This window comes from Leclercia sp. 29361 (assembly GCF_011290365.1).
Classification (GTDB): Bacteria; Pseudomonadota; Gammaproteobacteria; order Enterobacterales; family Enterobacteriaceae; genus Enterobacter; species Enterobacter tamurae.
Map to the genome: position 1 here is coordinate 4133945 of NZ_CP049786.1, position 13440 is coordinate 4147384.

Annotated in this window: 10 protein-coding genes and 3 pseudogenes; 5 read left to right on the top strand and 8 right to left on the bottom strand. The window is 52.0% G+C overall.

Features of this window, described 5'->3' with window-relative positions; all coding sequences use genetic code 11:
• The first annotated feature begins 186 nt into the window (after positions 1-186).
• On the top strand, positions 187-2838 hold the full coding sequence (locus G7090_RS19755) for an excinuclease ABC subunit UvrA (protein ID WP_012561117.1): 2652 nt from the start codon (positions 187-189) through the stop codon (positions 2836-2838).
• 71 nt (positions 2839-2909) lie between these two features.
• Here the strand turns inward: G7090_RS19755 and G7090_RS19760 are convergent.
• The 3 genes and pseudogenes from G7090_RS19760 to G7090_RS23850 form a co-directional block, all read right to left on the bottom strand.
• Positions 2910-3209: pseudogene (locus G7090_RS19760) on the bottom strand (transposase); the annotation flags it as partial.
• Between the two features lie 569 nt (positions 3210-3778).
• Positions 3779-4258 carry a hypothetical protein gene (locus tag G7090_RS23845; protein ID WP_242685339.1) on the bottom strand — a complete coding sequence of 160 codons (480 nt, stop codon included), beginning with the start codon at positions 4256-4258 and terminating at the stop codon, positions 3779-3781.
• The gene (locus tag G7090_RS23850) at positions 4224-4913 is read right to left on the bottom strand and encodes an alcohol dehydrogenase catalytic domain-containing protein (protein WP_242685340.1); all 690 of its coding nucleotides are present in this window, start codon (positions 4911-4913) and stop codon (positions 4224-4226) included. Before G7090_RS23850 ends, G7090_RS23845 begins: the two co-directional genes overlap by 35 nt.
• A 431-nt stretch (positions 4914-5344) precedes the next feature.
• Between G7090_RS23850 and G7090_RS19770 the strand changes: the two genes are divergently transcribed.
• Positions 5345-5671 carry a four-helix bundle copper-binding protein gene (locus G7090_RS19770; protein WP_022649401.1) on the top strand — a complete coding sequence of 109 codons (327 nt, stop codon included), beginning with the start codon at positions 5345-5347 and terminating at the stop codon, positions 5669-5671.
• A gap of 449 nt (positions 5672-6120) precedes the next feature.
• A pseudogene (locus G7090_RS19775) lies at positions 6121-6717 on the top strand (LysR substrate-binding domain-containing protein); the annotation flags it as partial.
• A 42-nt stretch (positions 6718-6759) separates the two neighbouring features.
• Here G7090_RS19775 and G7090_RS19780 read toward each other — a convergent pair.
• The 5 genes and pseudogenes from G7090_RS19780 to G7090_RS19800 all read right to left on the bottom strand — a co-directional run bounded on the left by G7090_RS19780 (position 6760) and on the right by G7090_RS19800 (position 11476).
• Positions 6760-7420 (bottom strand): annotated as a pseudogene (locus tag G7090_RS19780) (SDR family oxidoreductase).
• A gap of 294 nt (positions 7421-7714) precedes the next feature.
• A complete protein-coding gene (locus tag G7090_RS19785) occupies positions 7715-8551 on the bottom strand; it encodes a helix-turn-helix transcriptional regulator (RefSeq protein WP_023279881.1) in 837 nt (278 codons plus the stop codon).
• Entirely contained in the window at positions 8517-9479 is a 963-nt protein-coding gene (locus tag G7090_RS19790; RefSeq protein ID WP_242685341.1) for a DMT family transporter, read from the bottom strand. Before G7090_RS19790 ends, G7090_RS19785 begins: the two co-directional genes overlap by 35 nt.
• Before the next feature lie 106 nt (positions 9480-9585).
• Positions 9586-10461: an MBL fold metallo-hydrolase gene (locus tag G7090_RS19795; RefSeq protein WP_017384065.1), complete on the bottom strand. Its 876-nt coding sequence runs from the start codon at positions 10459-10461 to the stop codon at positions 9586-9588.
• A gap of 82 nt (positions 10462-10543) precedes the next feature.
• Complete coding sequence (locus tag G7090_RS19800; RefSeq protein WP_158002126.1) at positions 10544-11476, bottom strand: LysR family transcriptional regulator; 933 nt, start codon at positions 11474-11476, stop codon at positions 10544-10546.
• A 260-nt stretch (positions 11477-11736) separates the two neighbouring features.
• Between G7090_RS19800 and G7090_RS19805 the strand changes: the two genes are divergently transcribed.
• Entirely contained in the window at positions 11737-12861 is a 1125-nt protein-coding gene (locus G7090_RS19805) for an alkene reductase (protein ID WP_023279877.1), read from the top strand.
• A gap of 95 nt (positions 12862-12956) precedes the next feature.
• Complete coding sequence (locus G7090_RS19810) at positions 12957-13265, top strand: helix-turn-helix transcriptional regulator (RefSeq protein WP_032415288.1); 309 nt, start codon at positions 12957-12959, stop codon at positions 13263-13265.
• The last annotated feature ends 175 nt before the right edge of the window (positions 13266-13440 follow it).

Genomic DNA, 13440 nt, shown 5'->3' on the forward strand with positions numbered 1-13440 from the left:
CCGCAGGGTACCGCTGAAACTTCAGCGGTGTCCCACATGGTACCACCGGGCCCAGCTTCAGCAATCTGTTTCCAGTCACACAAACGCTTTTTTCGACGGGCTTTCTGATCGAGCGGTCCGGCACACCAGATACCGTCACAAGAGGTGGCCTTATTAAGAGCGGACACACCTAGCACAGGAAATTCTATGGCAAAGAAACTTTTCGGTTATCATCCCATCCTGACTGACGACAACAATTCAGTTGTGATTCGCGGTGCTCGCGAGAACAACCTTAAAGAGGTGGATGTTTCCATTCCGCGCAACGCATTGGTTGTTTTTTCGGGTGTGTCAGGCTCGGGTAAGTCTTCACTGGCCTTTGGCACCATTTATGCTGAGGCGCAACGGCGCTACTTTGAATCGGTTGCCCCCTACGCTCGTCGCCTCATTGATCAGGTCGGGGTTCCGGATGTGGATGCCATTGACGGACTGCCGCCAGCCGTTGCGCTTCAGCAACAACGCGGTGCCAGTAACGCGCGCTCCTCTGTCGGCAGCGTGACCACCTTATCCAGTCTGGTGCGAATGATGTACTCACGGGCGGGCGCTTATCCTGCCGGACAACCGATGCTGTATGCCGAGGATTTTTCTCCCAACACGCCGCAGGGGGCATGCCCTTCTTGCCATGGTCTGGGCCATATCTATGAGGTAACTGAAACACTGATGGTGCCCGATCCCTCACTTAGTATCCGTGAAAAGGCTATTGCTTCCTGGCCCCCGGCCTGGCACGGACAGAATCTGCGGGATATTCTGGTGACGCTGGGGTATGACATCGACACTCCCTGGAAAAATCTGCCAGCGGAAGACCGTCAGTGGATCCTTTTTACCGAAGACACCCCCACTGTACCGGTTTTCCCGGGACTGAGTCCGGAAGATACGCGCGAAGCCGTCAGGAAAAAAATGACGCCGGGTTATATGGGGACCTTCACCGGGGCACGTCGTTATGTGCTACATACCTTCGCCAGCACGCAAAGCGCGTTGATGAGAAAACGAGTCTCCCGTTTTATGGAAGGCAAGCTGTGTCCGGTCTGTCACGGGAAAAGACTGAAGTCAGAATCATTGTCCGTCACCTTTGCCGGTGTGGACATTGGTGAATTTATGCAGATGCCCTTAGACCAGCTGGCGGAATTGCTCCTTCCAATCTCCCGGGGGGATTTCAGTGCCCACCACGCCGGCGCAGATGCCGACAGGGATATCACCCGTCGGGATCTGACAGAGCGTGCTGCATCCGGAAAAGCGGTCCATTCCGATAACGCCGATGTCTGCCGGACATCGGCGTTATCGGAAGAGAAACGACTGGCGGCACAACGGCTGACCGGTGGTGTCATGGCCCGGTTGTATCAGTTGCAGAAGCTGGGGCTGGGTTATCTTACGCTGGACAGAGCAACCCCAACTCTATCTGCAGGAGAGCTTCAGCGACTGCGTCTTGCCACGCAACTCAGTTCGATGCTGTTTGGTGTGGTCTATGTTCTTGATGAACCGTCTGCGGGTCTGCACCCCTCAGACAGTAAAGCGCTTTACGATGCGCTTGAGAACCTTCGTGATGCCGGCAACTCGGTGTTTGTCGTTGAACATGATCTTAACCTGATGCGACGGGCGCAATGGCTTGTTGATGTGGGACCGTCGGCTGGTGAACAGGGAGGACATGTTCTCTACAGTGGTATTCCTGAAGATCTGAAAGCCGTCACCCAATCTCGTACCGCGCGTTATTTATTTGATGAAGTCCGGCCACCACAATCTTTTGCCCGTATCCCATCCGGGTGGCTGAAACTGCAGGGGATCCATCGCCACAATCTTAAGTGGATCGATGTTGATATTCCTCTGGGTGTGCTGACAGCCGTGACGGGAGTCTCTGGCTCCGGTAAATCCAGTCTGATTGCCCAGGCCTTACCGGAACTGGTGCTTTCTTCACTTGGCGGTGAGCCAGAAGACGTGCTTTCCGAAGCCAGCGACGCTGAGGGGCCATCCGTAACGGAGAAAACGTACGGTACCCTGACCGGTGATACCGGACTGGTAAAGCGTCTGGTTCAGGTTGACCAGAAACCGATAGGCAGGACCCCCCGTTCAAACCTGGCGACATATACCGGGTTGTTTGATCCTGTTCGTAAGCTCTTTGCCGGAACGACTGACGCCAAACTCCATCATTACGATGCGGGTCAATTCTCTTTCAATGTGGCAAAAGGCCGCTGTGCAACCTGTGAAGGTGAAGGATTCGTCAGCGTGGAGCTGTTGTTTATGCCGAGCGTGTATGCACCGTGCCCGACCTGCCATGGCGCGCGGTATAACCGGGATACTCTCAGGATCTGCTGGCAGGACAAAAATATCGCGGAGGTCCTGCATATGACGGTGGATGAAGCCAGTCAGTTCTTTGCGACTGAAGAACCAGTGGCTCGTCCCCTCCGTCTGCTGAGTGAAATTGGTCTGGGCTACCTGCGTCTGGGACAACCAGCAACCGAGTTATCCGGAGGGGAGGCGCAAAGGATCAAGCTGGCAACCGAACTACAACGTAGCCAACGTGGCCACACGTTGTATATCCTAGATGAACCGACAACCGGCCTGCATGCTTCAGACGCCGACCGCCTCCTTGTGCAGCTGCAGCGGCTTGTTGATGCAGAAAATACGGTGATAATGATTGAACACGATATGCGGGCGGTTACTCAGGCAGACCAGGTTATCGACATCGGTCCTGGAGCGGGACATGAGGGAGGACGCCTGGTTGCCGCAGGAACTCCCGAACAGGTATCGCAGGTCAAAGAAAGCCGTACCGCACAGTATATTGCCAGGGAACTCTCACGGAACGGTTAAAAAGGGCTGTGTCGTCATTGCGTCAATGGCGGCACATTCCCGGCGTGTTCTGTATCAGTAATCTCCCGCAGGTATAATTTCAGCGCATCCCACTGGTTCAGCGCGTACGCGAACGCCTTCGACAGCTCCGAGTGCCGTGACAGCGTTTTCTGCTTTTCACGCAGCCAGCCCTCCAGCGCGGTCAGCAGCGGTACCGCTTTTTCCTGCCGAATGGCCAGCCGTTCCGCCGCGCTTTTGCCCCGGATGCCCGCCTCGATGCCATACAGCTCGCCGATACGGCACAGCGCTTCGGTCGTGGTGTCAGAGGGCGTCCGCACGTGCACGTCCGCCTGCAACACCCCGCTGAACCCCGCAAGATGCGACTGCGGATGTGTAACGCTGGCGTGATAGAAATTTTAAGTCAGTCATCAGGTGTCCACCTAATTAGGGGTCAGTTTGGATATCGAAAATTATTGTACGTCAAGGTTATTTTTTGACCTCTCTACTTTAGCGGGCCTCAGCCGACGAAACTTATCGGAAGCCGGTACCGGCCAGTCTGACTGAAGATGGAAGCAAAATTAATGCTGTGGGCTACCATACCTTCTTTAACAGGTGATTTGTGAACTGCAACTTCTCGGAACGGGAGTTTGCGCAAGGACCGGAAGTCCGCTTTTCGCTCATAGCGGACCGTTCCTGCGCACATGTCTGCTATGTGGTAGAGGCAGACAATACTTACAGCACAGGGCGTTAATAAATACGGAACAGATCAACCGCAGATGCCTCCTCCTGAATGTATTAATTTTGCTATCTCGTCGGCAAAATCAGGGAACAAGTCTGGATATGGAAGCGCCTGGCAGCTGAAAGTATGAATAATAACGCCCTGACAGGATATTTTATTGCACCCTGTCAAAAGTCATACATTCTTTCCCGGTTTTTGCTTTCTCATACCGGATAACTCTATTTAAGGCTTAAGGATAACCTTCGTCCATCCTTCATCCCGCTCATCGAAGTGCTTATATCCGGCAGGAGCCTCTTCAAGCGAAAGACGATGAGAAATTATTTTGCCCGGACTGGCTTTATCGTGATGGATGAGGCGAGACAGCTGACGGTTATAGGCCTTAACGTTCGCCTGGCCGGTACGGATTGCCTGTCCTTTAAACCAGAAACTCCCAAAATCAAATGGCATCTTACCCTCTCTGGCAAGCTCCGATTCAGCCCCCGGATCCTGAGGAATAAAGACGCCAACCACACCAATTCCCCCGGTTGCTTTCGTCGACGCAACAAGACTGTTCATGGTAACAGAGTTATCTTCATGGCCATGTTTGTTACAGCACTGATAGCCAACACATTCGCAGCCACAATCCGTACCGCGTCCATCCGTCAGGTCGAGAATTTTTTGTACAGCTTCATCGCCAGTAGCATTGATGCCCGTCGCCCCCATTTTTTTCAGCCAGAGCCAACCGGTCTGTGTGCGTATCAACCACAAACACCTGTGAAGCACCTTTAATGATCGCCGAATGAGCTGCCATCAAACCGACCGGCCCCGCGCCATAAATGGCCACGCTTTCACCAGGCTTCAATCCGGCAAGTTCTGTTGCATGCCAGCCGGTAGGAAAAATGTCAGAGAGCATCACATAATCATCTTCTTTTTCTGCCGCATCAGGGGGAAGAACAAGGCAGTTAAAGTCGGCAAATGGCACCCGAAGAAGTTCCGCCTGACCTCCCTCCCAGGGACCCATTTCAGCAAAACCATAAGCTGCGCCTGCCGTACCCGGATTGGTAGTGAGACAAAAGCCAGTCAGACCTTTTTCACAGTTTTCGCAAAAACCACATCCCACGTTAAACGGCAGACAAACATAGTCGCCCACCTTAATACGTTCAACGCCTGAGCCAATTTCGACCACTTCACCCAGGTTTTCGTGACCCAGAATCCGTCCCTGTTCAAAGCTGGTCCGGCCCTCATACATGTGCAAGTCCGACCCACAAATGTTGGTGGTGGTGATGCGGACGAGTACATCCGTGGGGCGGACAATTTTCGCATCCGGTACGTCTTTTACTTTTACATCATAAGGACCGTTGTAAATTACTGCTTTCATGATCTTCTCCTTCTTGCGTGCGGAAAGGAAATGCTGCCCCGCGGATTGGGGTATCAATCGAGTTTAGCTGCCATAACAGATCTCGCGATCGGCGAAAGGACGATTAGGATGTTTCTTAACTAAGTGCATTGAAGTCTGTAAGACAGGTACTTACCGATGAAGGCTGCCTGGAAAACGTAAAAACATCACACGTTAATCCGGTTTTTTTAAGCAGGCAAGGGATTACGGACAGCTTTGAGCGAGAAGCGGATAAAGTAAATCTATCTCATTTCTGCATTGTGCCAGAAGTAGACATAGGTGAATTAGGTAACCCTAGAGATGCACTTTGAATCAATGATATGAAATGCTGAAAAGGTAATTAACTAATTCAAAATTTGAATAATCAGTTATCTCTTCCATGCTTAATACGTAACCTTAGCTAAGGAGAAATTATGTTAGACGAATACAAAAAATGCATCGAAGCCTGTTATCTATGTGCAACGGCATGTGATAACTGTGCGGCTTCGTGTCTCGACGAAGAGAATCTGGAGATGATGCGCGAGTGCATAAAACTGGATATGCAGTGTGCAAATATCTGCCGTCTTGCAGCTCAATTCATGACACTAAATAGCGGGTCTGCCCAGGATCTTTGCCGTCTTTGCGCTGATGTTTGTCAGAAGTGCGGTGACGAGTGTGGAAAGCATGAACATGACCATTGTCAGGATTGCTCAAGCGCTTGTCATCACTGCGCCGAACAATGCAGAAAGATGGCCGCCTGAGAAAAACTCAAATTACCAAACCCGCTTCGGCGGGGTTTTATATTCCCGGTAATAAGTCGTAGAAGGATGAGATAGATGAGTTTAAGAGTACGGGCGGGAAATAGATCTACTCGAAAGTACTAGCCTCAATGACAAATTCTGGCACAGATTATTTGATTGGCTCAATGTCCGTTTTCGCTGACAGCGGACTGCACCCCGCCGGGGTGACCGCTTCGTGCCAGAATTGGACGTTTCCAAAATCTGCATGCACTAATCGGTGGAGAGCAGATCTCACTGCATAGCCATGCAGACGCGCAGAAATCATCAGGGGCGTTTGAAAGGTGCCGGAAACAGGCGGGAGGCCCGCAGAAACGTGCTGAGGGCGCCTGCGGCGGTGCGCCCAAGGGTTGTTTATGTTTAATATGGCAGAACTTTCCTGTCGCTATCATTTTGACGCCCGCTATTCGCTCATAGATATGCCTGTCGCGTTTGCGGCTTTACTTGTTATACCCAACCTGCCTGATTTTTATCGCCAGCATCCCGGAATTGAAATTATCCTGAGCAGCTCAGACCGCCGACGGAATATGCTGCATGATGGCCTGGACTGCATACTGAGGGTGGGGGAGCTGGACGATGGCGACTATATCGCAAAGGAGGTGGGAACCGTTAAAATGACGACCTGCGCCAGTCCTGCGTATCTTGATCAACACGGCACCCCGGAAACAATGGACGAGTTGCAGCAGCATCAGGCCGTCAACTGGATTAACAGCAGCAACAGACAAGTTATGCCCTGGACATTCGGGACGTCAGAGGGCTCCACCGAAATTGAACTTCCAGGCAGGCTTGTCGTGGATAACTCAGAAGCCTACATTGCAGCAGGCCTGGCGGGGCTGGGAATACTACAGGGCATGAATATTTTTTTGCAGCCTTATCTCGATCGCGGGCTGTTGGTAGAGGTTCTGCCAGATAATACGTCCCCGAATCGCAAACTGTAACTTCTGTATCCGCACCGCCATCTCTCCCGAAAAGTACGGGCGTTTACCGACTGGCTGGAAAGTTTATTGTAAACGCCTGGGGGCCTGCAGCCTGCTGGTACGTGCGCTGGCCTTTTATCGGCCCGCCAGCTTCTGTATGGCTTCACGGACAGGAGCATCGCCAGACGTCAGCTCAATGATGACGCGGCTGACGGCAGGTTGCTCAATGAGTTCAGCCAGCGTAGCCGCCACGTCATCACGGGGCACGTTACCATACGGGATGGCCAGGCCGGCACGTACATAACCCGTACCAGTCTTATCCTGCAGCGCGCCGGGGCGCAGGATCACCCAGTCAAGCTCGCTTTGTGCTAGTTCCACATCGGCCATTTTTTTAACACGCATATAATTTTCGAATGATTCAGAAGTGGTTTTCTCCCCGTGCGGACTCCGGGAATGCAGAAACGAGCAGAAAGCGAGACACACCGGCACTGAGGGCGGCAGCTACCGACTTTTTCAGCCCTTCGCCGTCGACCGCATTGGTCATCTCCTGTCCCCCCTTACCGCCGGCACCGGCAGTAAACACCACTGTATCACTACCTGCAAAGTGCATCGCCAGCGCAGCTGCATCCAGCTCTGTCAGGCTCCCACTGACGGGCTCAGCACCCAGCTCGCCTAGCAATGCCTGCTGCTCTGGCTTACGGTAGAGGGCACGAACAGCATGCCCCCTACCTGAAAGGATCCTGCACAGACGCTGGCCGATTTTGCCTGCACCACCGATAATGAAAACATGAACCACAGTTGTCTCCTTCTGGGGTTATGATGTGTCCGAAATTATAACCTGACATCAGGTCAGTTCCTTTGAGCCTGACCGATTGCACTGCATGCTGCTGCCAGCACCAGACAGCTGGTCAGATACTCAGTTGTTCTTATAGCTGAGAACAACAGCCGTACCGATTTAGCTCTCCCGTCACGATGAGAACTCCTGAACCGGTTACACGCAATGCCGGCCAATATCTTCCGTTATATTCGAAAGATCCACGCAAGTTACTGAAGTGCGAGGGACGCAATGTGTACCTTGAACGAACTGAAGTCAGCGGAACCCTGAAGGTTCGATTCCATAGCGTTCAGAAAACTGCTTGCTGAAGCTCGATAGTGAATTGTAACCCACCCGCCCCGCGACCGTTTTTACCGGCAGCGTCGATGTCATCAGCAGGCGGAGAGCCTCCGCGATACGTGCATCGGCGATAACTGAGCGTAAGCTGGTTGACTCACTGGCCAGGTGGCGCCGAAGCGTGGGGCCACTGAGTCCCGTCAGATCTTCAATTTCAGCAGCACTCCAGGGATGAGCCGGTTTGTCCGCTACCATCTGACGGATTTTCATGGCCAGACTTGGCTGCCGGGCTCGCAGCAAAGCATGGTATCCCATGCCATAAAGCCAGAGCACCACTTCAACCATGGCGTGCAGGGAAAGCGGACGCTTCCCTTCCCGCATTGCGGCTGTCCAGCGGTTAAGGGGTGAAAGAAGAGCTGATACGGAAATGGCTGCGATGCTGCCGGTGTCCTGTGGTGGTGGTGCGGCAAGTAACAGCCTGGCTGCTTCAAGCTGTTCCTCCGCGAGCACCACGCTCAGGGCAACAAACTCACCACTTTGTTCTGAAGGGGCATATTCTATATCGATGCTACGGGCATTCGGGACGACCATAATCTCGCCCGGGATCACCCGGTGCCATTTCTCATTTTCACGATACCGGAATTCTCCTTCCAGCGGGAAGGAAAGGGTCGCACCTTCCACCTCGAACTTCTTTACCTGATGCGTCTGTTCTGCGCGAAGGCAATCGCAGGGAAGTGGAAAACGGGAGCGTGCCAGGGTAAGAAGCTCAGCGAGGAGATCATCAACGGGAGAATCGGAAAAGCTGACTGTTTGCATATTCATCCGGAATTTGACTTTGACCGCTATTATACGTCGCCATATACAAAAGCATACAGCGACGCGTGCGGTTGTCTATTCCCGGATGACAAAAATCAGGCCGATTATAGTTATTGCCATACCCCACAAGCATGGGCAATGTAATGGCCTCTCCAAACAGCAACCACGCTTCAGCTGCCGTGAGAATGGGAACCAGGTAAAAGTAAGTAGCGACTTTGGTTGCTTCACCGCTTCGTATCATAAAAATCAGCAACATAATCGCCAGAACCGATACGCCAATAACCAGCCAGCCCAGACCCAGCGCAAATGATAAGCTCCACTGCGTCGGAGCAGATTCGAACATCAGGCTAATTGCACCCATCGATATTGTCAAAGTGACGTACTGTAAAAACGTGTTCGCAAAGATATGTCCATCTCCCTGAGCACGGCGCTGATAAAGCGCTCCGATCGTTACGCCAAATAACCCCAGCATGACCGACCCAAAAGCCACAGGATCCAGTGCAAAACTATGCTGGCCTGGCGAGAGCACCAGGAAAACGCCCGCAAAGCCAATCGCAATACCCAGCCATTTCCGGGGATGCAGGGACTGACGGTGCATGAGTGAAACCAGTATTGCAGTCAGTACCGGCTGCAGGCCGGTGATGAGCGCCACAATGCCTGACGGCATGCCACGATGGATGGCATAAAAGCATCCGCCCAGAAAGAAGCTCTGCAGGAAAAGTCCGACAATCAGGTTGCGAACCATTCCTCTGCCGGACGGAAAACGGGCCCTGAACCCCAGTGTAAGCAGCAGAAGGACCAGACAGGAAAATGCGCCACGCAGGAATAAAAGATGAAACGGCGCGCTGTACTGCACGGTAAATTTGGCTGCGACAAACCCTGACTCCAGAGGAATACAAAAAGCCAGGGCGCAAGAGTAATGAGCCATTTTTTTGTGAGGCAGTGATATTCATAGTATTGCAGGTGGGTTCTTGTCGGGCGATATGAAAGGGGATCTTCCCGGTCACTATTGTGTGCACCGGGAAGGAAGGTGATCAGACTGCGGGTGACCACAGGTCGTAATTCAGTGCGAAGCTGTTACCTTCACGGATAACCTTACCGGTAGTAGGCAGGTTGAAGTGCATACCACTGACAGCCAGGTTATCGCTCGCTGCGCGGTCAAGCACTTTGCTACGGATGGCCGCCGCCGCCGCAGGATCGCTGTCGAACGCGATAGTAACGTCAGGCTGAGCAACCTGAATGTGCGGGAAGTGAACAATATCACCCCAGATGAGCAGCGACTCTTTTTCATCACCCAGCAGATAACCGGTATGTCCTGGTGTATGGCCGAACAGCGGTACAGTCTGAATACCTGGTAAAATCGCTTCCTCGCGGAATGGCACCAGTTTGTCGTCATAAGCGCTGAAGGCGTTCCTTGCTACTTCAAAGAACGGCTTGAATGCGTCAGGCGCGCCAGCGGAAATGGTTTCATCACGCCAGAAAGCGAGTTCTTTCTCATGCACAAACAACTGCTGAACATTGCGGAAAACGGGAGTCTGCAGGGGGCCTGCAAGCCCGCCGATATGGTCAGGATGCGCGTGAGTCAGGAGAAGGGTATCAATCTGAAGCGGGTCAATGCCTGCCGCGGCCAGGGCTACCTGAAGCCGACCGCCCCAGCCATTGATACCTCCGGCACCACTGTCAATCAGGATGGTTCGCTCAGGCGTCTGGATAACGTAGACGTTGATATTAATACGGGGTACTGCTGGCACACCGCGCTTCTGCAGTAAATCCTCGGCACGTGAGCCGTCAATACCAGACAGCAGCTCAAAAGATACGTCCAGATAGCCATCACTCAGCATGGTCACAGTCATGTCACCTACTTTTTTGCGATTGATAGCCGGGGCCTGCCAGTTCAGTTGTGAAGTCATATTGGTCTCCGTTACGATTAGAGGTCATCAGGTTTTACTTTAGCAATAGTAACGAAATTTCTGGTTCGAACTGCTCATCCTGCTACGTAAACCGCTCATTCTTAAAATCCGGAGCACAGCAGGTTATATTGCTTTTGCCTTTCTCATGTAAGGTGTCGGTATTATCTTTACCGGAGCCTGTAATGGACATTATTGGAATTATCATGTCGGCGGGAAAAGCCTCTGACCAGTCCTCAAGCACCCGACAATAGTGTCCCGCCTCAATCCCCGCCAGGGCAGAAGACTCCGGCAGGTAGGCCAGGCCGTAGCCATCTTTTACTGCCTGAAGCATTGGATAAATGCTTGAAAAAGTAAGCTGCCCGTCCACTTTTTTCACAATCTCCCCCTGCCTGACAAATTCCCAGCCATACAGCGGGCCTGTGGGTGACAGACGTATATTGATGCAGTCATGTTTTTCCAGCTGAGAGGGATGTAGCGGCAGACCTCTTTCTGCAAGATAGGTGGACGATCCAATGACGACAAACCGTATGTCCGGTGCGATTCGGACGGCCACCATATCCTTTAATATGTCATCACCAATTCGGACTCCGGCATCAAAATTGCCCTCAACAATGTCGACAAAACCGTTCTGCTGCGACATTTCCACCTTGATATCCGAATATTTTTTTAGTAACGGTGACAATCGTGGCCAGAGACATTCATGAATCATGTGATCTGATACCGTAAGTCTGACCAGCCCAGCCGGTGTATGGCGCAGTCTCTGAAGAGCTGTCACGCCCGCTTCAATGCGCGCAAGACCGGGTTCAAGCGTCAGTAATAATTGTTTACCGGCTTCGGTGACAGCCACCCGCCTGGTTGTACGCATAAGTAACGGCATGCCAACGCGCTCCTCGAGACGACGTATCGTGTGTGAAAGCGTGGATGCCGAGATCCCGAGGCGGACAGCAGCCCGTGAAAAACTGCACTCCTGTGCTACTGCCATGAATGCAACATAGTCATTAAAATCGTGACGCATACCGTTCCCGTTCAGGATCTCCGATAACATTATCAGAACCATTTAGGTTCATGATGCCGATTCTGTGAGCCATCAGGCAACCCCCCCGTTCCGCTCATCCGATCATAATTTTTATAAATCTAGATATTGGTAAATCTCAATATGTGGAATAAAGTGTCGTGGTTCTGCGGCTACATCGGCCGAACGACGACATGCCAGGTCGTAAATGCTGAGACATGGCGTTTCAGTGATATTGAAAATTCGCTATATCAGGATATGTAATGAAGACGAAAAACCTGTTCTCTCCCACCAGACTAGGTCCCTACACCCTGAAGAATCGTGTTGTACTTCCGCCTTTAACCCGCTCACGGAGCTCACAACCGGGTGATATTCCGAACGAACTGATGGCTGAATATTACGCACAGCGCAGCAGTGCCGGGTTTATGGTGACCGAAGGAACACAAATCGAACCTCGTGGGCAGGGTTATGCGTGGACCCCGGGGATCTACAGCTCACGGCAAGTGGAAGGCTGGAAGAAAGTGACGCGGGCAGTGCATGAAAAAGAAGGCATCATTTTTGCCCAGCTCTGGCATGTCGGAAGAGTATCCCATAACTCCCTGCAGCCATGTAACGCCTCGCCTGTCGCTCCGTCGGCGATACCGGCAGGGGAAAACGTTAAGGTATTCATCGAAACCGGGCCGGGAGAGGGTGCGCTGGCTACCGCTTCCTGCCCCCGCGCACTGGAAAAAGAGGAAATTAGTGAGATTGTCAGGATGTACGCCGGGGCAGCTCAGAACGCCCTTGATGCCGGTTTTGACGGTGTGGAAATTCACTGTGCAAATGGATACCTGGTTAACCAGTTCATGTCATCCCATAGCAACAAAAGAGAGGATGAATATGGTGGCTCATTACATAACCGGCTGCGGTTTCTGCGCGAAGTGACGCAGGCTGTCGCTGATGTGGTCGGTAAAGACCGTGTGGGAGTCCGTTTTGCTCCGCTCTTTCAGACCACGGATGAAGTAAGGGTCTATCTTGGCCTGGTGGAAGATGATCCCCATGAAACCTATACCGAAGCCGTTAAAATTCTTGAAGAAATCGGAATAGCCTATATTTCTCTTGCTGAAGCCGACTGGGATGATGCTCCCGAATTGCCTGAAGCATTCAGAGCTGAAGTCCGTAAGTTATTCAGCGGTGTAATTATGTATGCCGGGCGATATACGCAAGAAAAAGCCGAACGGATTATCGGTGCTGGCTGGGGAGACATTATCGGATTTGGCCGCCCGTTCATAGCTAATCCGGATTTACCGCAGCGCCTTTATCATGAATGGCCACTGAATCCGGTCGATCCAACAACCATGTATGGTGGAACGGCAAAAGGCTACACAGATTATCCCGCCTTTGGCTAACCATTCTTATGAGCATCAGCTTTTCAAAAGCTGATGCTTAACGTAGAGAAGTATCGTAACATTGCAATTCCTCAATGCGACAAGTGACAGAGTTTATGCCTGATATTGATTTGAATGACGTGATTAAGGCGCTGGGAAACCCTGTTAGAAGAAAAATTCTGCATATGCTCAAGGAACCGAAAATACACTTCCATCAGCCTTATGCTGATGCGGACGAGTTCGGTGTGTGTGTCAGTATCATTCAGGAAAAGGTCGGGCTCTCACAGTCTACCGTTTCTCTTTACCTCTCAGCTCTTCAACGGGCACAACTTGTTACTTCTCAGCGCATCGGTCCCTGGACGTACTACAAACGTGACAATGATAAAATAAGGGTTGTTCTTGAGTTGCTGAAAAATACAATCTGATACAGGACTGAGCACATTCAGTGTAACAGTACCGGGGGTTCGTACTTGCGATCCCGGCAGGCATTCCATGAAAGCGCACTAATTCCTCAATATCAGGCTGCAGACCGGTCATAAGAGGCTAATAGTTTTGCAAAATATCCACCAGTTTGGGTCAAATCACTCTGTCGGTTGGTGT

Excerpts from the sequence above, each read along its gene's own strand:
- G7090_RS19755 (WP_012561117.1), top strand. The coding sequence starts at position 187 with ATGGCAAAGAAACTTTTCGGTTATCATCCCATCCTGACTGACGACAAC.
- G7090_RS23845 (WP_242685339.1), bottom strand. The coding sequence starts at position 4,258 with ATGGGGGCGACGGGCATCAATGCTACTGGCGATGAAGCTGTACAAAAA.
- G7090_RS23850 (WP_242685340.1), bottom strand. The coding sequence starts at position 4,913 with ATGAAAGCAGTAATTTACAACGGTCCTTATGATGTAAAAGTAAAAGAC.
- G7090_RS19770 (WP_022649401.1), top strand. The coding sequence starts at position 5,345 with ATGTTAGACGAATACAAAAAATGCATCGAAGCCTGTTATCTATGTGCA.
- G7090_RS19785 (WP_023279881.1), bottom strand. The coding sequence starts at position 8,551 with ATGCAAACAGTCAGCTTTTCCGATTCTCCCGTTGATGATCTCCTCGCT.
- G7090_RS19790 (WP_242685341.1), bottom strand. The coding sequence starts at position 9,479 with ATGGCTCATTACTCTTGCGCCCTGGCTTTTTGTATTCCTCTGGAGTCA.
- G7090_RS19795 (WP_017384065.1), bottom strand. The coding sequence starts at position 10,461 with ATGACTTCACAACTGAACTGGCAGGCCCCGGCTATCAATCGCAAAAAA.
- G7090_RS19800 (WP_158002126.1), bottom strand. The coding sequence starts at position 11,476 with ATGCGTCACGATTTTAATGACTATGTTGCATTCATGGCAGTAGCACAG.
- G7090_RS19805 (WP_023279877.1), top strand. The coding sequence starts at position 11,737 with ATGAAGACGAAAAACCTGTTCTCTCCCACCAGACTAGGTCCCTACACC.
- G7090_RS19810 (WP_032415288.1), top strand. The coding sequence starts at position 12,957 with ATGCCTGATATTGATTTGAATGACGTGATTAAGGCGCTGGGAAACCCT.